This is a genomic window from Methylobacterium adhaesivum (assembly GCF_022179065.1).
Classification (GTDB): Bacteria; Pseudomonadota; Alphaproteobacteria; order Rhizobiales; family Beijerinckiaceae; genus Methylobacterium; species Methylobacterium adhaesivum.
In genome coordinates, this window is sequence record NZ_BPQD01000005.1 from 17,011 (window position 1) to 34,550 (window position 17,540).

Below are 17,540 nucleotides of genomic sequence, written 5' to 3' on the forward strand. Positions count from 1 at the left end.
GCCCCCGCCAAGCCCCCACCCCGCCAGGACGCGGGGGCCGAAACCTCAGTGCTGCGGAGCCGTGGTGAACGCGCCGCCCCGGATCCGGTCCGGAAAGCCCTCGGCGTAGCTCGCCGTCGCTTCCTCGCCGTAGGTCATCACGAGCTCCTGGAAGGCGGCGAACAAGGCTGCCTGAGCCATGCAGTCACCGTCGAGGCCGTCGAGACAGCCTTCGGCGAACGCCTCCGACACGTAGCCAAGGGCTGCGCGCTTGTCGTTGAGATCCGCCTCGAAGGGCGCGGGAGCAGAATCAGCGTGCATGGGCCAGGACATCGTTGGCGCCGAAGAAACGCTCGGCACGTACCCATGATGATAGGGCCTGGAACCGCGCCGGCAAAGCCAGGAATTGCGAAGCAGTTAACGTCGACACTCAAAATGCGCGAAAGCGCCGATGCCGCGGTGAGTGTTGCGTCCGGGCATCACCCGCCGAACCGGCTCGCCAAACTGTGCGACAGACGCTCCCCTTCGGCCACGAACCGGGTGGCGGCTTCCCGCGCCGACGGCGTGCAGACCCGGTAGGTCAGAGCGTAGCCGCGGTAACCCCGGTTGTAGGCCCCGGCCAGGCGGTCGCGGCGGCCGGGCGTGACGCCCTCGGCCTCCAGGAGGGCCTTCATCCGTACGGGCCACTGGCCCGCGTCCGGCGCGGCGCAGAGGTCGCGCAGGAAGGCCAAGGCCCCGATGATCTCGGAGAGCCGCAGGAGATCGCGGTCATAAGGGGCCGGCGGCGGCTCGGGGGCGGGGGGCGGCTCCTTCTCGGCCGGCTTCTCGCTCCGGGGGGCGGACCGCCCAGTCCCGCCCCGCCCCTGCTGAGCCTCGGCGACCGGCACGGCCATCAGGAACGCCAGCAGGCATAGGCCCGAACGAAGAAACAGGCGGGGCTTCGTCACGCGTCCGACGTCCCGCCGGTGGGCCGCCCGCCGGCGCAGACCCGCGCGAAGGCGGCCGCCACGGTCGCGTCGAGGCCCGGCGTGGTGTCGAGGCCGGACAGCTCCGCCAGGGTCGCCCAGCGCACGGCGAGGGCCTCGGGGCCCGGCACCGCCTCGCCGCCGGTCCAAACGGCCGCGTGGGGATGCACCACGTAGTGGTGGCGCGTGCGGCCGTCCTCGGCCCGCAGGATGATCTCGGTGGGGCTGAGCACGCCCACCACCTCGGCGGTCAGGCCGACCTCCTCCTGCAATTCGCGCAGGGCCGCCTCGGCCAGGGCCTCACCGGCCTCCACGAGGCCGCCCGGCAGGGTCCAGACCCCGCGCATGGGCGCGTTGGCCCGGGCGGCGAGGAGCACCCGGTCGCCCCGGATCACCGCGATGGAGGCGCCCACGAAGGGCCGCGCCGGAAACAGGCGCGTGGGGGCGTCGGCGGAGGCCGGGGGCTCGGTCATGAGTGGGGATTCATCGGGCAGGGATTCATTGGACGGGACTTCATGGCGTGGGGTTCACCACGGCGATGCGCCCGTCGGCGAGGCCGACGAGGAGGCGGGCCTCCGGTCCCGTCCCGAGGGTGGCGACGCCGAAGGCGGCCGGGGCCGGCAGGGGAACGCGAGCGCGCTCCACGAGTCCGCCCTTGAAGGACAGGATCGCCAGGGCCGAGCGGTCCGCCACCGGCAGGGCGAGGTCCACGCCGCCGTCACGGGGCAGGAGGGCCGACAGACCGGGACCGCCCTCGCCGGGGGCGGCGGCGTCGTAACCCGGGGCCGCGATGTCCTGGCCGGACGCGGCCTGCGCGGGCTGCAGGGCGCCGCCTTCGTAGGTCCAGAGCCGGAGGCGGGCGGCACCGTCCGCCGGACCCGTGACGGCGATCTGCGGCCGGCCGCTGCCGGAGAAATCCGCGATGCCGGCGACCTGGAGCGGGCGGCCGGGCGCGGCGGGACCGCGCGCCCGCACGCTCCAGCCGGCCTCGGCGGCCTGGGCGACGGCCAGGGACGAACCGGCCTCGTTCTCGGTCACCACCACGACGGTCGGGCGCCCGTCGAAGACGGTGAGAACGGGGGAGCGCGCGGCGAAGGCGGCATCGGGGGCGGGGGACACCGTCGCGGTGGCGACGGGCACGGCCTTCGGCTCCGCGCTCATGGGGACGGGCTGGCGCTCGCGGATCACCAGCCGGCCCGCGCCCTGCCCCGCCCGGCCCGGCACGGCCACGGGCTCGGCGAGGACGGCCGAGAGCCCGCCCGACACCGCGCGGGGCAGGCCGGGCAGCGCCCCGCGCGGGGTCTCGGCGGCGGCCAGGCCCTCGACGGCCTCGCGGCCCAGCAGGGTCACGCGCACCTGTCCGTCCACGAGGGTGAGGGCGGCGCCCCCCGCCTCCCCCCACGCCACGGCGACGGGCGCGCCCTCCCCGGCCGGCTCGCGCGAGCCGGCCTTGGGCCGCGCCAGGGGAAGGAGCCCGGAGGTCGCCACCGCCACGGCGACCTCGCTGCCCGGCGCGCGGAGCGCACTCGCGGCGAATGGCAGGTCGAGGAGGGTGGCACCGGGCTCGGCGGCGGCCAGAGCAGGAAACAGGAACGCCAGGGCGGCGAGGAGACCGGGCCGCAGCACCCGGTCAGACATGCTGGCCGCCGTTGATGTGCAGTTCGGCGCCGTTCACGTAGGACGAGGCCTCGGTGCACAGGAAGTAGATGGCTTTCGCCACCTCGTCGGGGGTGCCGAGGCGCCGCTGGGGAATGCCGGCGACGATCTTGTCGGTCCCGGGCGAGAGGATGGCGGTGTCGATCTCGCCGGGCGAGATCGCGTTGACGCGCACCCCGAGGGGCCCGAAATCGCTCGCCATCTCGCGGGTGAGGCCGGCGAGCGCCGCCTTCGAGGTGCCGTAGGCCGCGCCCGCGAAGGGATGGACCCGCGACCCCGCGATGGAGGTGACGTTGACGATGGAGCCCTTGGCCCGGGTCAGTTCCTCGCACAGGCCGCGCGCCAGGAGGAGCGGCGCGAACACGTTGACCTGAAACACCTTGCGCCAGTCGCCGAACTCCGTGGCGATGGCGCCGAGGCGCTCGCCGTTGGCGCCCTTGGGCGAGATGCCGGCGTTGTTGACGAGGGCGTGCAGGAGGCCGCCCTCGTCGGCGAGGCGCCCGGCCACCTCGGCGATGCCCCGCATGGTGTCCTCGGGATCGGCGAGATCCACCTGGAGGTGGTCCTCCGGGCCCATCTCCCACGGACAGTTCTCGGGAAACGCGTGGCGCGAGCAGGTGATGACCCGCCAGCCGGCCGCCGAGAAGCGCTTGACCGTGGCGTGGCCGATGCCGCGGCTGGCGCCCGTGAGCAGCATGACGCGGCGGCGTTCGTTGGAGGATGTGGCCAAGACCGTTCCTTCAGGATCGGGAGGCGGTTGACGAAAGGGCACCCGCCGCGCCGGCTCCAAGGTCTAAGCGCCGCCGATCCTAAAATCCAGGGTCGATCCCGCGCCGCACCACGGACCGGTCAGGGATAGAGCCGTGCCCCCGACCAGCCGTCGCCGGCGCGGGTGAACCGCACCCGGTCGTGCAGCCGGAACGGGCCGTCCTGCCAGAACTCGATGGAAACCGGCGCGATGCGGTAGCCGATCCAGTTCTCGGGGCGCGGCACCGGGCCGTCCTCGAACCGGGCGGCCAGCGCTGCCACCTCCGCCTCCAGGGTGGCGCGGTCGGTGAGCGGCCGCGACTGGCGGCTGGCATGGGCGCCGATGCGGCTGTTGCGCGCCCGGCTGGCGAAATACGCGTCCGCTTCCGCGTCGGTGACGGGGGTGACGGGACCCCGCGCCCGGACCTGCCGGCGCAGGCTCTTCCAGTGCAGCACCAGGGCGGCCTGGGGGTTCTGGGTCAGCTCCTCGCCCTTGGCCGATTCGGTGTTGGTGTAGAACACGAAACCGTGCGCATCGACGCCCTTCAGCAGCACCATGCGCACGTCGGGCAGGCCGTCGGACCCGGCGGTGGCGAGGGCCATGGCGTTGGCGTCGTTGGGTTCCGAGGCCTCCGCCTGCGCCATCCAGGCCGAAAACAGAACCCACGGATCGGCGGCGCGGGTGAAATCGTCCTGCGGGGCGGGGTCATCGATCCTTAACCGATCCAAGGCGAACGTCCTTCTTGCGTGAGATCCGGGTCGGGGGGCACCGACGTGGGGCGCGGTTGACCGTCGGTCCTCTCCCGTCGTTGAGATCAGGTGTAATGCGTCGGTGCGACTTTAGAACGAAAGGAATCGCCGCCAAGCTCTCGCACGGTGGTTTTTCCGGGCGGATCGGGGGCATCGGCCGCGCGTGGGGACGGCTGGCCGCCCTGGCCCTCCTGCCCCTGTCGGGCTGCGGACTGCCGATCATCACCTTCCAGGCCGACACGGTGGCGGAGGCCACTTCGGCGTCCGAGCCCGCGACAACCGGCAGCATCGAGCGGCATCCCGAGAGCTTCGGCCGCGACCTCGGGGCCGAGGATTGGCGCCGGGCCCATGCCGCCCTGGCGGTGGCCCTCGATCCGCAGGGCAACGGCCGCCCGGTGAAGTGGGACAACCCGGAGACGAACCTGCGCGGCTCCGTCAATCCGACGGGCCTGCCTTACGTCTCCAACGACCAGATCTGTCGCGATTTCCTCGCCTCGGTGATCGCGCCGGGCCGGAGCCGGTTCCTGCGCGGCACCGGCTGCAAGCCCTCGGGCGGCGAGTGGACCCTGAAGCGCGTGCGCGGCACGAAGACGGTGATCTGACGAGGCCTTGCGCCGGCGAAATCTTGCGGGGCCGCGTTGCGAAGCCGTGGCGAACCGTCCACATCAGGCGCGATGACCCCGAGACAGTGTTGACCGATGCGCAATCCCTACGACGTGCTGGGCGTGCCCAAGGGTGCCAGCGAAGCTGACATCAAGAAGGCCTACCGCAAGCTCGCCAAGGCCTACCACCCCGACCGCAACGCGGGTGACGCCAAGGCCAAGGACCGTTTCGCCGAGGCGAATTCGGCTTACGAGATCCTGGGCGACGCGGGCAAGCGCGGTCAGTTCGACCGGGGCGAGATCGACGCCGAGGGCAAGCCCCGCGCCACGGGCTTCGAGGGGTTCGGCGGCTTCGGCGGCGGGCGCCCCGGCGGGTTCGGTGGCTTCGAGAACGCAGCCCGGGGGCGCGGCGCGGGCGGTCCGGGTGGGATGGGCGACGACATCTTCTCGCACCTGTTCGGCGAAGCCTTCCGGGCCGGCGGCGCGGGCCCCGGACCGCGCGAGGCCCCCAAGGGCGAGGATGTCGCGGCCGAACTCAACGTGACCCTCGAACAGGTGGCAAGCGAGGAGAAGTTGCGCCTCTCGCTGCCCAACGGGCGCGACGTCGACGTGGTGGTGCCGCGCGGCGTGGTCGATGGCCAGGTGATCCGCCTGCGCGGCCTCGGGTCGCCCGCCGGGCGCGGGGCGCCGGGCGACGCGCTCCTGACCATCCGCATCCTGCCGCATCCCCGCTTTACGCCGGACGGGGCTGACCTGCGTGTCTCCGTCGAGGTGCCCCTGGAGGACGCGGTCCTGGGCGGTCCGATCCGGGTGCCGACCCTGACGGGCGCCGTCGAGATGCGGATCCCCGCCATGACGAGTTCAGGCCGCACCTTCCGCCTCAAGGGCAAGGGCCTGCCGAAGAAGGACGGCACGCGGGGCGACCTGTTCGCCACCACCGCCATCGCCCTGCCGGCCACCGAGGACACGGCGCTCACCGACTACGCCAAGGCCCGGCGCGCCGCCCGGGTCGGCTGAGAGCGCCTCGCAAAACTTCCCATCCCCGCCGGCTCTCGCTCCGGGCACGGCGACGCGACGGGAGTTTTGCGAGAGACACCCGCCCTCCCCGGCTCCGGCCGAAACCCGGACTTCCGTCACCGGCATGCCTCCGCTAAGGATGCCGCGGCGCATGCCGTTCGCCCGACCCCTCTGGCCGGGCCTCCCCGCGTCAGGCAGACGGCTTCAGGGCTCAGGTGACTTCATGGCGGACACGAACCCGGTTCACGATCACGTCGGCGGCCTCCTCGCCGGCAAGCGCGGGCTGGTGCTCGGTGTCGCCAACAACCGCTCCATCGCCTGGGGCATCGCGAAATCCGCCGCCGCCCACGGGGCCAAGCTCGCCTTCACCTATCAGGGCGACGCCCTGAAGAAGCGCGTCGAGCCCCTCGCCCGCGAACTCGACGCCCACGTGGTCGGGCATTGCGACGTCACCGATCCGACCTCCATCGACGCGGTGTTCGCCGCGACCGCCGAGGTATTCCCTGAAGGCCTCGACTTCGTCGTCCACTGCGTCGCCTTCTCGGACAAGGACGAACTCACCGGCCGCTATCTCGAGACCTCGGAGGCGAACTTCACCAAGTCGCTCCTCATCTCGTGCTACTCGTTCACGGCAGTGGCCCAGCGGGCCGAGAAGCTGATGACGAACGGCGGCTCGCTCCTGACCCTGACCTATTACGGTGCCGAGAAGTGGATGCCGCACTACAACGTCATGGGCGTCGCGAAAGCCGCCCTGGAGGCGTCGGTCCGGTATCTCGCCGCCGATCTCGGCCCTTCGCGGATCCGCGTCAACGCCATCTCGGCCGGCCCGATCAAGACGCTGGCGGCGTCCGGCATCGGCGATTTCCGCTACATCCTGAAGTGGAACGAGTACAACGCGCCGCTCCGGCGCACCGTGACCATCGAGGAGGTGGGCGAGACCGCCGCCTACCTCGTCTCCGACATGAGCCGCGGCATGACCGGCGAGATCCTCCACGTCGATGCCGGCTACCACGTGGTCGGCATGAAGAACCCGGAAGCCCCGGACCTCAGCCTCGACAAGGAGTGATCCGGCACCCGTCCTTGGAACCGAGGAGCGTCGGCGTCACCCCGGCACGATCGTCCCCGCCACGCCCGGCTGCGCCTCCGGGAAGCGCGGGTCCATGGCCTCCAGGGTGTCGGCGATGGCGCGGGCGACGAGGAGGTTGCGGTACCACTTCCGGTCGGCCGGGACGACGTGCCACGGGGCTTGCGGCGTCGAGCACCGGGTCAAGGCCTCGGCGAAGGCGGCCTGATAGGCGTCCCAGGATTCGCGTTCCACGAGGTCGGCGGCATCGAACTTCCAGTGCTTCTCCGGGGTGGCGATGCGGGCTTCGAGGCGCTCCTTCTGCTCGGCCTTCGAGATGTGGAGGAAGAACTTCAGGATCGTGGTGCCCGACGCCGTGAGCATCGCCTCGAACGCGTTGATCTGGTCGTAGCGCGCCCGCCACACCGGTTCGGGCACGAGGTCCTTCACCCGTACCACCAGCACGTCCTCGTAGTGGCTGCGGTTGAACACGCCGATCATGCCGCGTCCCGGCGTCTTGGCGTGGTAGCGCCAGAGGAAATCGTGGTCGGCCTCCTCCGCGCTCGGGACCTTGAACGGCCAGACCCGGCACCCCTGCGGGTTCACGCCCTCGAACACCGCCCGGATGGTGCCGTCCTTGCCGCCGGTGTCGATGGCCTGGAACACCACCAGGAGGCTGCGGCGATGCTCGGCGTAGAGCCGCTCCTGCAGGGCGGCGATGCGCGCGCGGGCTTCGGCGAGGGCGGGGCCGGCGGCCGCCTTGTCGAGGCCGCCATCGGCCCGCGTCTCGACCTCCGCGAGATCGAACGCCCGGCCCGGCACCACGGTGACGAGGCCCGGGATGGCGTCAGGGTTCCGCCCCCCGCGCGGCTTGCGGGACGCGCCCGCCTCGGCCACCGTGGCGTCGGACTTGTCGGATGCGCGCTTGATGTGCTTGTGCGACATATGGAAATTCGTTCGCTGCGATCGGGGCGCGCCAGGTCTTGAAACCCACAACGATCCGCAAGCGGGGCCGTTCCGGCATGGCCCTTGCGGAGAACACGCGGAGATGCCCCGCGTGATCCCGACCCTGTACGTCGTCCGCCATGGCCAGACCGACTGGAACGCGGAAGGCCGCCTTCAGGGCCAGCGCGACATCGCCCTCAACGCCGAGGGCCTGCGCCAAGCCGACGAGGCCGCCGGGCGCCTGGCGCGAGCGGCGGGCGCGGATCTGTCCAGCCTCGACTTCGTCGCGAGCCCGCTGGCCCGCACCCGCCGGACCATGGAGGCCCTGCGCGCCCGCCTCGACCTCGCGCCGGAGGCCTACCGCACCGACCCGCGCCTGAAGGAGATCAGCTTCGGCGCCTGGGAGGGCTCGACCTGGGCCGAGATCCGGCGCCGGGACGCGGCCCGGGCGGCGGCGCGCGACCGCGACCGCTGGGGCTACCGGCCGCCGGGCGAGGGAGCCGAGAGCTACGCCATGCTCGTGAAGCGGGTGGCCCCCTCGCTCGCTGCCCTCGACGGCCCGGCCTGCATCGTCGCGCACGGGGGTGTCGCCCGGGCGATCCTGGTGATCCGGGGCTGCCTCGGCATCCGCGAGGCGCCACGCATGGGCATCCGCCAGGGCGGCGTCCTCGTCCTCGAGGGCCAAAGCTGGCGCTGGGCCTGACGCGGCCGCGGCACGATGCGGCCTCGCATCACGCCCGGTTCCTGAGCGCGCAAACATGCTAGAGGGCTGTCGAAATTCGAGGATCGCCGCGATTCCGGCGTGATCCGGGCGCCTTACCCGGCCAGAACGAAGCGCATCCGAGGCTCGCTGCGGCAGCGGGCCGGGGATCGGCAGCGGAGCAGTGGATGACCAGTCTCGCCGAGACGACCCGGCCCCCGGTGGATGGGCTCGCGCGCCCGTCCGCCCTGTCCGGAAAAGCCGTCCTGCGCGGGGAGGTCCGCCCCGATCTCGTGCGCGACGAAGTCCTGGGCGAGATCTTTTCCGCCAGCGCCGCCACCCGGCCCGACCATCCGGCCCTCGTCGACGGGTCACGCACAAACCCCGACGGCACCCATCCGGCCCTGACCTACGCCGAGGTCGAGGCCCGGGCCGGCACCATCGCGCGGGGCCTGGCGCATCGCGGCATCGGCCCCGGCGACGTGGTCGGCCTCTGGATGGCGCGGGGGCCCGACCTCCTCGTGGCCCAGATCGGCATCACCCTGTCGGGCGCCGCCTGGCTGCCCTTCGACGCAGAGGCGCCGACCGACCGCGTCGCCGTGTGCCTCACCGACGCCGCCGCCAAGGCCCTCCTCGTCTCGCCGGCCCTCGCGCCCGGGGCGCCGGACGCGGCCCCCGCCCTCACGGTGGACGCCCTCCTGGCGGCGACCCCGGCGGACGCGCCCCGGCCCGATCCGCGTGCCCTGGGGCTGACGCCCGGGCACCCGGCCTACCTCATCTACACCTCGGGCTCGACGGGGGTGCCCAAGGGCATCGTCATCAGCCACGCCAACATCTGCCACTTCCTGCGCTCCGGGAACGCCCTCTACGGCATGCGCGCCGACGACGTGGTGTTCCAGGGGGCGAGCGTCGCCTTCGATCTCTCCATGGAGGAGATCTGGGTCCCCTACCTCGTCGGCGCGACCCTGTTCGTGGCCTCCCCCGCGATGATGGGCGACGTCGAGGCCCTGCCGGGCATCCTGGCGCGGGCCCGCGTCACGGTGCTCGACACGGTGCCGACCCTCCTCGCCATGATCTCCGGGGACCTGCCCACCGTGCGCCTCGTGCTGCTCGGCGGCGAGACCCTGCCCGAACCCCTCGTTGCCCGCTGGGCCACGGAGGGGCGCGCCCTGTTCAACACCTACGGGCCGACGGAGGCGACGGTGGTGGCCACCGCAGCTGCCATGCGGCCCGGCGTGCCCGTCACCATCGGCGGCCCGATCCCGAACTATTCCGTCTACGTCGCGGGCGAGTCCCTCGAACTCCTCGGGGTCGGCCAACAGGGCGAGCTGCTGATCGGCGGACCCGGCGTCGCGAAGGGCTACCTCCAGCGTCCCGAGCTGACGGCGGAGAAATTCATCGCCAACCCGTTTGCCTCGGACGGGACCGATCCGGTGCTCTACCGCTCCGGCGATGCGGTCTCCCTCGATGCCGCCGGCAACATCCTGTTCCACGGCCGCATCGACGATCAGGTGAAGATCCGCGGCTTCCGGGTCGAGCTCGGGGAGATCGAATCGCGCATCGGGGTGCTGCCGGGCATCAACCAAGCGGCGGTGGTCCTGCGCCAGGACGACGGGGTCGACCGCCTCGTCGCCTTCCTCGTGCCCGAGCGCGGCACGGAGATCGACAAGGCGCGCCTGCGCCACACCCTGTCGGAGCAGATGCCGCCCTACATGGTGCCGGGGCATTTCGAGGTGACGCAAGTGCTGCCGCGCCTCACCTCCGGCAAGGTCGACCGCAAGGCCCTGCGCGCTGCCACCCTCACGGTGGCCGACACCACGGGCGAGCAGGAGCCGCCGCGGAACGAGACCGAGGCGGCGCTGCTGGCCGCCGCCGCCCAGGTGTTCGGCAACCAGGCCTTCCCCCTGGAGGGCGACTTCTTCGCCGATCTCGGCGGCCACTCCCTCCTCGCCGCCCGCTTCGTCGGGGCCGTGCGCGAGGTGCCGGCGCTTGCCGCCATCACCCTGCAGGACGTCTACGGACGGCGCACCCTGCGGGCCATGGCCGAGGCCCTCATCGAACGCACGGGGGGCGCCGGCACCGAGATGGCCGTGCGCGACCTCAGCTTCGCCCCGCCCTCCTTGAAGCGGCGCTTCCTCTGCGGCTTGGCCCAGGCCGCCGCCCTGCCCTTCGTCATCGCGCTGGCCACGGCGCAATGGCTCGGCATCTTCGTGACCTACCTGCTGCTCACGGGCGGCGGGCTCGGCTTCTTCGGCGAACTCGCCGTGCTGCTCCTCGTCTATATCGGCATCAACGCCGTCACGGCCGCCATCGCGGTGGCGGCGAAGTGGCTGATCCTCGGGCGGACGAAACCGGGGCGCTACCCGCTCTGGGGCGTCTATTATTACCGCTGGTGGCTCGCTCAGCGCCTGACGCCGCTGGTGCACATCAAGTGGCTCCAGGGCTCGCCGGCCATCGTGTTCTACCTGCGCCTGCTCGGTGCCAGGATCGGCGACGACACCCTCGTCTCCGACATCGAAGTCGGTGCGCCCGACCTCCTCACCGTCGGGGCCGGCGCGTCGCTCGGCGGGCGCCTCGTCATCGCCAACGCCGAGGTGGTGGGCGACGAACTCGTCATCGGCCCCGTCACCATCGGGGCGGATGTTGCCATCGGTGCCTCCTGCGTCATCGGCCCCGACACGACCATCGGCGACCATGCCGAGATCGGCGACCTCACCACCATTCCCACCGGCACGGCGGTGGGCCGGGCCGAGATCTGGGACGGCTCGCCGGGCCGGCGGGTCGGCACCGCCGATCCGGCCCTTCTGCCTACGCCCGCCACCGCCTCGCCCCGGCGGCGCCTCGCCTTCGGCGCCCTCTACACTTTCCTGCTGGCGGCGATCCCGGCCATCGGCCTGCTGCCGATCTTCCCGGCCTTCTACATCTTCGACCAGCTCAGCGACTCGCTCTCCGACTTCACCGACATCGACTACCACTGGTACCTGCCGCTGCTGACCTGGCCCACCGCCATGCTGATGACCGCCGGGACGGTGTTCCTCATCGCCGGCATCCGCTGGGTGATCCTGCCGCGCGCGACCACCGGCACCCATTCGATCCACAGCGGGTTCTACCTGCGCAAGTGGACGGTGGCGCTGGCCGCCGAGGTGACGCTGGAGACCCTGTCGTCGCTGTTCGCCACGATCTACATGCGGGCGTGGTACCGCCTCATGGGCGCCCGCATGGGCCAGGGTGCCGAGATCTCGACCAACCTCGGCAGCCGTCACGACCTCGCCGACATCGGCGCCCGCAACTTCGTCGCCGACGAGGTGGTGCTGGGCGAAGAGGAGATCCGGCGCGGCTGGATGCACCTGCACGAGGTCCACACGGGTGCGCGCGTCTTCGTCGGCAACGACGCCGTGGTGCCCCCAGGCGCCGTGATCCCCGACGACGTGCTCATCGGCATCAAGTCGAAGCCCCCGGCCAACGACCTCATGGCGCCGGGCGACACCTGGTTCGGCTCGCCGCCGATCAAGCTGCCGGCCCGCCAGCGGGTCGATCTCGGCTCCGACCTCCAGACCTACGAGCCGGGGCTCGGCCCGAAGATCCGGCGCGGCGTGTTCGAGGCGTTCTCGACCTCGTTCTCGCCGATGCTGTTCATCACCCTCGCGATCACCGCCATCGACTGGTACTTCTACCCCGCCATCCTGGCCCAGGATTGGGGCGGGCTGGCCCTCTCCTTCGTCGCCGTCAGCGTCGCCATCGCGTTCATCCAGTCCTTCACCGTCATCGCGGTGAAATGGCTGCTCATGGGCGTCTACAAGCCCGGCATGCGGCCGATGTGGTCGTGGTGGGCCATGCGCACGGAGGCCGTGGCGGTGCTGTACTGGGGCCTCGCGGGCAAGGTGCTCCTCGAGCACCTCGTCGGCACCCCGTTCTTGCCCTGGATGCTGCGGCTGCTGGGCGTGAAGGTCGGCAAGGGGGTGTGCATGCTCACCACCGACATCACGGAGTTCGACTGCGTCACCATCGGCGACTACGCCACCATCAACCGCACCTCGGCCCTCCAGACCCACCTCTACGAGGACCGGATCATGAAGGTCGGCCGGGTGGTGGTCGGCGAGGGCGTGTCGGTCGGCGCCTTCTCGACGGTTCTGTACGACACCAAGGTCGGTGCCTATGCCCGCCTGCGCCCGCTCACCATCGTGATGAAGGGCGAGTCGATCCCGCCCCATTCCGAGTGGGAGGGCGCCCCGGCGGTGCCGGTGGTGCACGCGCCGAAGGCGGCGTGAGGGCGGACCGTTCCCAAGAAGGCTTGCGTAGATCGCGCGGGACACGCGGGTCCCCTCTCCTGAAAGGAGAGGGAGCACTGTCCTAGCCACACGCTGCGGAGCGCTCGACCGGCATAGGTCTTACCCCTGCGGCGCCAGGGTCTCCTCGAACACCACGGCCTCGCCCCGCGACGGGGCGGTGAGTTCGCCCTGCCACATCACGGGCGCGCCGCGCACGAGGGTGCCGACGGGCCAGCCCGTGACGGTGACGCCGTCATAGGGCGTCCAGCCGCATTTCGAGGCGATCCACTCGTTGCGGATGGTCTCGCGGCGCTTGAGATCGACCACAGTCACGTCGGCGTCGTAGCCGACCGCGAGGCGCCCCTTGCGGCTGATCCCGAACAGGCGCTTGGGGCCGGCACTGGTGAGATCGACGAAGCGGGCCAGCGACAGGCGCCCGGCCGCCACGTGGTCGAGCATGATCGGCACCAAGGTCTGCACCCCGGTCATCCCCGAGGGCGAGGCCGGATAGGGCTTCGCCTTCTCCGACAGGAGGTGCGGTGCGTGGTCGGAGCCGAGCACGTCGGCGACCCCCTGGGAGAGCCCGTGCCAGATACCGTCGCGGTGGCTCGCGTCGCGCACGGGCGGATTCATCTGCACGAGGGTGCCCAGCCGCGCATAGGCTTCCCCCCCGTCGAGGGTGAGATGGTGCGGCGTCACCTCGCAGGTGGCCACGTCCTTGGCGCCGCCCAAGAACACCATCTCCTCCTTCGTGGAGATGTGCAGGATGTGGATGCGAGCCCCCGTGGCGCGGGCGATCCGCACGAGGCGCTCCGTCGCCTTGAGCGCGGCTTCCGGCGAGCGCCAGACCGGGTGCGAGGCGGGATCGCCCGGCACCTGCCGGTTCACCTGGGCCCGCAGCATCGGCTCGTCTTCGGCGTGGAAGGCGGCCCGGCGCTGGGTGCGCTTCAGGATTTCGGTGACGCCGGCATCGTCCTCCACCAGCAGCGAACCCGTGGAGGAGCCCACGAACACCTTGATGCCCGCCGCCCCCGGCAGGCGCTCCAGCTCGGCCACTTGGTGGGCGTTCTCGTGGGTGCCGCCGACCCAGAACGCGAAATCGCAATGCATGCGGTGATGCGCGCGGGCGACCTTGTCGGCGAGCGCCTCGGCGCTGGTGGTGAGCGGGTTGGTGTTCGGCATCTCGAACACCGTCGTGACGCCGCCCATGACGGCCGCGCGCGACCCCGATTCCAGATCCTCCTTGTGGTCGAGGCCGGGCTCGCGGAAATGTACCTGGCTGTCGATGACGCCGGGCAGGAGGTGGAGGCCGGCGCAGTCGCGCCTTTCCATGGCGTCGGCCCGCGACAGGTCGCCGATGGCGGCAATACGCCCGCCCCGGATGCCGAGATCGGCCCGGTGTTCGCCGTCCTGATTCACGATCGTGCCGCCGGAGAGCACGAGGTCGAAGGGCTGGTCCATCAGGGGGCTCCACATTGAGACGCGGGTGGCGGCGGCTTATGTCAGGCGCCAGTGGTGTGCAACGCCACGGACATTCCCGGAGCCGCCATGCCCATCGCCCTCCTGCCCGACCGCGCCGTCGTCACCGTCACGGGCGAGGACGCCACGGGCCTGCTCCAGGGCGTCGTGACCTGCAACGTCGAGACCCTGGAGCCGGGGGAAGCGCGGCTGGGCGCCCTGCTCACCCCCCAGGGCAAGGTGCTGTTCGAATTTCTCCTCTCCCGCATCGAGGGTGGCTACCGCCTCGACACCGAAGCGACGCGTGCCCCCGACCTCGTGAAGCGTCTCACCCTCTACCGCCTGCGCGCCAAGGTGGCGCTGGCCCTCGATCCGACGATCGCCGTCGCCGCCGCCTGGGACGGGGCCGGGACGGCGATGGACCTGGAATCGGTGACGGATGGCCGCCTCGCCGCCCTCGGCAGCCGCCTTTACGCCGGGCAGGGTGCGTTCTCCGCCGATGCCACGGAGGCCGATTACCACGCCCACCGCATCACGCTCGGCATCCCCGAGGGGGGGCGCGACTATGCCATCGGGGACGCCTTCCCGCACGAAGCCCTGTTCGACCAGCTCGGCGGCGTCGATTTTCACAAGGGCTGCTACGTCGGCCAGGAGGTGGTGTCGCGCATGCAGCACCGGGGCACGGCCCGCACCCGGATCGTGCCGGTGGTCGCCGTCGAGGGCACGTTGGAGACGGGCGCCGAGATCACCGCCGGCCAGCGCGGCCTTGGCACCGTCGGCAGCGTCGTGGGTACGCGCGGCCTCGCTCTCCTGCGCCTCGACCGTCTCGCCGACGCGCTCGCCACGGGCGAGCCCCTACGGACGGGTGCCGCGCGGATCGGCGTGGAGAAGCCGGGCTTTGCCACCTTCGCCTTTCCCGAGGTGATGCAGGCCGGGTGACACGGGCGTGTTTGTTCCTGGCCCGTTCTCCGGTTAAGACAGGGCCATGCCCTCCGAATCCTCCGGCCTGATCCACCATCCCGACGGCTGTGCCCGCTGCTGGTGGGCCGGCCTCGACCCCGTCTACGTCGCCTATCACGACACCGAATGGGGCGTGCCGGAGCGCGACGGCCGGGCGCTCTACGAAAAACTCATCCTCGACGGGTTCCAGGCCGGCTTGTCCTGGATCACGATCCTGCGCCGGCGCGAGGGATTTCGACGCGCGTTCAACGGCTTCGATCCGGAAGCCATCGCGCGCTTCACCGACGCCGACGTCGCGCGACTGATGGGCGACACCGGCATCATCCGCAACCGCGCCAAGATCGTCGGCACCATCGCGGGCGCACGGGCCTTCCTCGCCATTGAGGAGCGCGGCCCCGGCTTTTCGCGGTTCCTGTGGGATTTCGTCGAGGGCAGGCCGATCCAGGGCCGGGCGGCGGAGCGGGCCGGCATCGCCACCGAGACCGAGGTGTCGCGGCGGATGTCCAAGGCGCTCAGGGCCGAGGGCTTCGCCTTTTGCGGCCCGACGATCGTCCACGCCTTCATGCAGGCGGTGGGCCTCGTCAACGACCACCTCGTCGGCTGCCACCGCCACGCGCCCTGTGCCGCCCTGGGAGGAAGCCTGTGAGCGGCCCGCGCGCCTGGCAGCGCATGCTCTCAGGGAGGCGCCTCGACCTCCTCGACCCGTCGCCCCGGGACATCGAGATCGCCGACATCGCCCATGGGCTCGCCCGCGTCGCCCGCTGGAACGGGCAGACGGCGGGGCCGCACGTGTTCTGCGTCGCCCAGCACTCTCTCCTGGTGGAGGCCATCGGCGCCGGCCTGGAACCCGGCCTGCGCCCGGCCGCACGCCTCGAACTCCTCCTGCACGACGCGCCCGAATACGTGATCGGCGACCTCATCTCGCCGTTCAAGGCGGCCATCGGCGATTCGTACAAGACGGTGGAGCGCCGCCTGCTCGCCGCCATCCGCGCCCGTTTCGACCTGCCGGCGCCGGCGCCGGAGGAGGTCGACCTGATCAAGCGCGCAGACGGGATCGCAGCCTATTGGGAAGCGATCCACCTCGCGGGCTTCACGCCCGACGAGGCCACGGAGATCTTCGGCGACCCCGTCCCGCTCCCGGACGGAGCCGCCGCTCTCCTCGTGCCATGGGCGGCGGACACGGCGCAGGCCCGCTTTCACGCCCGCTTCCACGCCCTCACGCCGGAGACCTGATGCCGACCCTCCACGTCTGCCCCCTGTCGCGCCTGCCCGAGACCCTGGCGGAGACGGACGCGCGCCACGTCATGACCCTGATGAAGGCCGGCACCGCGATTGCCCGGCCCGAGTCCATCCGGCAAGGCCGCCACTGCGTCGTCGAGGTCAGCGACATCGCCGCTCCCCTGGACGGACACGTCCTGCCCGACGAGAGCCATATCGGCCGCATCCTCGATTTCGTCGCCGCCTGGGATCGGGAGCACCCCCTGGTGATCCACTGCTATGCCGGCATCAGCCGCTCCACGGCCGCCGCCTACATCGCCGCCTGCGCCCTGGCGCCCGAGCGCGACGAGGGCGCCGTCGCCGACGCCCTGCGGGCGGCCGCGCCGAGCGCCACGCCCAACCCCCTGTTCGTCGCCATCGCCGACCGGATGCTCGGCCGGGACGGACGCATGAGCACCGCCATCGCCCGGATCGGACGCGGCGCAGATGCCTTCGAGGGCACGCCGTTCAGTCTCGCCCTGGCGTGACGCGGATCGGACCCGACAAATCCATTTCGTTGAATTGTGAAAGTATCTTGCGATGGATTTCTGATCCGATCGCTCATGCCGATAGGTGTGGCCGAAACGACGCCCCCGTGGGCGAATCAACCCGTTGGCACGTTGTCCTCAGGCCGGTGGGGTTGTCGCGGGGACAGGGCCGGGCTTAGACCGGCACGATGAAGGGTAGACTGGAATGACTTCAGCACGCTCCGCCGTTCCGGCGTCGACCGATGCTGGCGCCGCCGAACAGGATCTGGCTTCGATCCGGGACCTGCCGTTCGAGCAGGCCCTCGACCAGCTCGAAGGCATCGTGCGCAGCCTCGAGAAGGGCGACGTGCCCCTCGACGAATCCGTGGCGATCTACGAGCGCGGCGAGGCCCTCAAGCGCCATTGCGACGCGCTGCTCCAGCGGGCCGAGGCCCGCATTCAGAAGATCACCCTCGGTGCCGACGGCAAGGCCGCCGGCACGGCGCCCCTCGACGTGGACTAGGCATGCGCTCGGGGTGCGCACCGGCGGCGACGGACGTCCTCGGCGTCCGCGTGCTGGGTAAGAACAATCAAGCGCCGCAAGCTCTTGCGCGCATATCCTTCCTCCGGGCGTGAGGTCTGTTCGGTGTCACAGCAAGAAACCTCGATTCTGGACGGTCTGTCCGAGACGTCCGCCCTTCGGGCC

General features: G+C 71.5%; 18 protein-coding genes. 10 read left to right on the plus strand and 8 right to left on the minus strand.

The window, feature by feature from the left end:
* Positions 1-45: 45 nt before the first annotated feature.
* The 6 genes from MFF01_RS06650 to pdxH form a co-directional block, all read right to left on the minus strand.
* A complete protein-coding gene (locus tag MFF01_RS06650) occupies positions 46-300 on the minus strand; it encodes a hypothetical protein (RefSeq protein ID WP_238223232.1) in 255 nt (84 codons plus the stop codon).
* A 158-nt stretch (positions 301-458) separates the two neighbouring features.
* Entirely contained in the window at positions 459-872 is a 414-nt protein-coding gene (locus MFF01_RS06655; RefSeq protein ID WP_238223272.1) for a TIGR02301 family protein, read from the minus strand.
* Positions 873-922: 50 nt separating this feature from the next.
* Positions 923-1,417, minus strand: a complete 495-nt coding sequence (locus tag MFF01_RS06660; protein WP_238223235.1) for an NUDIX hydrolase — start codon at positions 1,415-1,417, stop codon at positions 923-925.
* 40 nt (positions 1,418-1,457) lie between these two features.
* Positions 1,458-2,582 carry a hypothetical protein gene (locus tag MFF01_RS06665; protein ID WP_238223237.1) on the minus strand — a complete coding sequence of 375 codons (1,125 nt, stop codon included), beginning with the start codon at positions 2,580-2,582 and terminating at the stop codon, positions 1,458-1,460.
* Positions 2,575-3,297: an SDR family NAD(P)-dependent oxidoreductase gene (locus MFF01_RS06670; RefSeq protein WP_238223275.1), complete on the minus strand. Its 723-nt coding sequence runs from the start codon at positions 3,295-3,297 to the stop codon at positions 2,575-2,577. Before MFF01_RS06670 ends, MFF01_RS06665 begins: the two co-directional genes overlap by 8 nt.
* A gap of 152 nt (positions 3,298-3,449) precedes the next feature.
* On the minus strand, positions 3,450-4,076 hold the full coding sequence (gene pdxH, locus MFF01_RS06675; RefSeq protein ID WP_283207164.1) for a pyridoxamine 5'-phosphate oxidase: 627 nt from the start codon (positions 4,074-4,076) through the stop codon (positions 3,450-3,452).
* A 95-nt stretch (positions 4,077-4,171) separates the two neighbouring features.
* Here pdxH and MFF01_RS06680 point away from each other — a divergent pair, with 95 nt between their 5' ends.
* The 3 genes from MFF01_RS06680 to fabI all read left to right on the plus strand — a co-directional run bounded on the left by MFF01_RS06680 (position 4,172) and on the right by fabI (position 6,782).
* Complete coding sequence (locus MFF01_RS06680; protein WP_238223239.1) at positions 4,172-4,699, plus strand: RT0821/Lpp0805 family surface protein; 528 nt, start codon at positions 4,172-4,174, stop codon at positions 4,697-4,699.
* A gap of 96 nt (positions 4,700-4,795) precedes the next feature.
* Positions 4,796-5,716 (plus strand): DnaJ C-terminal domain-containing protein, encoded by a 921-nt coding sequence (locus MFF01_RS06685; protein WP_238223240.1) that lies wholly within the window; start codon positions 4,796-4,798, stop codon positions 5,714-5,716.
* Positions 5,717-5,939: 223 nt separating this feature from the next.
* A complete protein-coding gene (gene fabI, locus MFF01_RS06690) occupies positions 5,940-6,782 on the plus strand; it encodes an enoyl-ACP reductase FabI (protein ID WP_238223251.1) in 843 nt (280 codons plus the stop codon).
* Between the two features lie 36 nt (positions 6,783-6,818).
* Here the strand turns inward: fabI and MFF01_RS06695 are convergent, their stop codons facing one another.
* On the minus strand, positions 6,819-7,724 hold the full coding sequence (locus MFF01_RS06695; RefSeq protein ID WP_238223252.1) for a polyphosphate kinase 2 family protein: 906 nt from the start codon (positions 7,722-7,724) through the stop codon (positions 6,819-6,821).
* Between the two features lie 103 nt (positions 7,725-7,827).
* On the opposite strand from MFF01_RS06695, the gene MFF01_RS06700 reads away from it, so the two are divergent.
* Both MFF01_RS06700 and MFF01_RS06705 read left to right on the plus strand, forming a co-directional pair.
* The gene (locus MFF01_RS06700; protein WP_238223254.1) at positions 7,828-8,427 is read left to right on the plus strand and encodes a histidine phosphatase family protein; all 600 of its coding nucleotides are present in this window, start codon (positions 7,828-7,830) and stop codon (positions 8,425-8,427) included.
* A 185-nt stretch (positions 8,428-8,612) separates the two neighbouring features.
* Complete coding sequence (locus MFF01_RS06705) at positions 8,613-12,692, plus strand: Pls/PosA family non-ribosomal peptide synthetase (RefSeq protein ID WP_238223257.1); 4,080 nt, start codon at positions 8,613-8,615, stop codon at positions 12,690-12,692.
* A 120-nt stretch (positions 12,693-12,812) separates the two neighbouring features.
* Here the strand turns inward: MFF01_RS06705 and MFF01_RS06710 are convergent, their stop codons facing one another.
* Positions 12,813-14,153: a dihydroorotase gene (locus MFF01_RS06710; RefSeq protein ID WP_238223260.1), complete on the minus strand. Its 1,341-nt coding sequence runs from the start codon at positions 14,151-14,153 to the stop codon at positions 12,813-12,815.
* 87 nt (positions 14,154-14,240) lie between these two features.
* Between MFF01_RS06710 and ygfZ the strand changes: the two genes are divergently transcribed.
* The 5 genes from ygfZ (at position 14,241) to MFF01_RS06735 (ending at position 17,357) form a co-directional block, all read left to right on the plus strand.
* The gene (gene ygfZ / locus MFF01_RS06715) at positions 14,241-15,089 is read left to right on the plus strand and encodes a CAF17-like 4Fe-4S cluster assembly/insertion protein YgfZ (protein WP_238223262.1); all 849 of its coding nucleotides are present in this window, start codon (positions 14,241-14,243) and stop codon (positions 15,087-15,089) included.
* A 46-nt stretch (positions 15,090-15,135) separates the two neighbouring features.
* Positions 15,136-15,756 carry a DNA-3-methyladenine glycosylase I gene (locus tag MFF01_RS06720; RefSeq protein ID WP_238223264.1) on the plus strand — a complete coding sequence of 207 codons (621 nt, stop codon included), beginning with the start codon at positions 15,136-15,138 and terminating at the stop codon, positions 15,754-15,756.
* Positions 15,757-15,779: 23 nt separating this feature from the next.
* Positions 15,780-16,343, plus strand: a complete 564-nt coding sequence (locus MFF01_RS06725; protein ID WP_238223277.1) for an HD domain-containing protein — start codon at positions 15,780-15,782, stop codon at positions 16,341-16,343.
* Entirely contained in the window at positions 16,343-16,855 is a 513-nt protein-coding gene (locus tag MFF01_RS06730; protein WP_238223266.1) for a tyrosine phosphatase family protein, read from the plus strand. The genes MFF01_RS06725 and MFF01_RS06730 overlap by 1 nt, the downstream gene beginning before the upstream one ends.
* 205 nt (positions 16,856-17,060) lie before the next feature.
* Complete coding sequence (locus MFF01_RS06735) at positions 17,061-17,357, plus strand: exodeoxyribonuclease VII small subunit (protein ID WP_238223268.1); 297 nt, start codon at positions 17,061-17,063, stop codon at positions 17,355-17,357.
* Positions 17,358-17,540: the final 183 nt, after the last annotated feature.

Bases quoted from the DNA above. Each gene is read 5' to 3' on its own strand.
- MFF01_RS06650 (WP_238223232.1), bottom strand. From the start codon at position 300: ATGCACGCTGATTCTGCTCCCGCGCCCTTCGAGGCGGATCTCAACGAC.
- MFF01_RS06655 (WP_238223272.1), bottom strand. From the start codon at position 872: ATGGCCGTGCCGGTCGCCGAGGCTCAGCAGGGGCGGGGCGGGACTGGG.
- MFF01_RS06660 (WP_238223235.1), bottom strand. From the start codon at position 1,417: ATGACCGAGCCCCCGGCCTCCGCCGACGCCCCCACGCGCCTGTTTCCG.
- MFF01_RS06665 (WP_238223237.1), bottom strand. From the start codon at position 2,582: ATGTCTGACCGGGTGCTGCGGCCCGGTCTCCTCGCCGCCCTGGCGTTC.
- MFF01_RS06670 (WP_238223275.1), bottom strand. From the start codon at position 3,297: ATGCTGCTCACGGGCGCCAGCCGCGGCATCGGCCACGCCACGGTCAAG.
- MFF01_RS06680 (WP_238223239.1), top strand. From the start codon at position 4,172: ATGCGTCGGTGCGACTTTAGAACGAAAGGAATCGCCGCCAAGCTCTCG.
- MFF01_RS06685 (WP_238223240.1), top strand. From the start codon at position 4,796: ATGCGCAATCCCTACGACGTGCTGGGCGTGCCCAAGGGTGCCAGCGAA.
- fabI (WP_238223251.1), top strand. From the start codon at position 5,940: ATGGCGGACACGAACCCGGTTCACGATCACGTCGGCGGCCTCCTCGCC.
- MFF01_RS06695 (WP_238223252.1), bottom strand. From the start codon at position 7,724: ATGTCGCACAAGCACATCAAGCGCGCATCCGACAAGTCCGACGCCACG.
- MFF01_RS06700 (WP_238223254.1), top strand. From the start codon at position 7,828: ATGCCCCGCGTGATCCCGACCCTGTACGTCGTCCGCCATGGCCAGACC.
- MFF01_RS06705 (WP_238223257.1), top strand. From the start codon at position 8,613: ATGACCAGTCTCGCCGAGACGACCCGGCCCCCGGTGGATGGGCTCGCG.
- MFF01_RS06710 (WP_238223260.1), bottom strand. From the start codon at position 14,153: ATGGACCAGCCCTTCGACCTCGTGCTCTCCGGCGGCACGATCGTGAAT.
- ygfZ (WP_238223262.1), top strand. From the start codon at position 14,241: ATGCCCATCGCCCTCCTGCCCGACCGCGCCGTCGTCACCGTCACGGGC.
- MFF01_RS06720 (WP_238223264.1), top strand. From the start codon at position 15,136: ATGCCCTCCGAATCCTCCGGCCTGATCCACCATCCCGACGGCTGTGCC.
- MFF01_RS06725 (WP_238223277.1), top strand. From the start codon at position 15,780: ATGCTCTCAGGGAGGCGCCTCGACCTCCTCGACCCGTCGCCCCGGGAC.
- MFF01_RS06730 (WP_238223266.1), top strand. From the start codon at position 16,343: ATGCCGACCCTCCACGTCTGCCCCCTGTCGCGCCTGCCCGAGACCCTG.
- MFF01_RS06735 (WP_238223268.1), top strand. From the start codon at position 17,061: ATGACTTCAGCACGCTCCGCCGTTCCGGCGTCGACCGATGCTGGCGCC.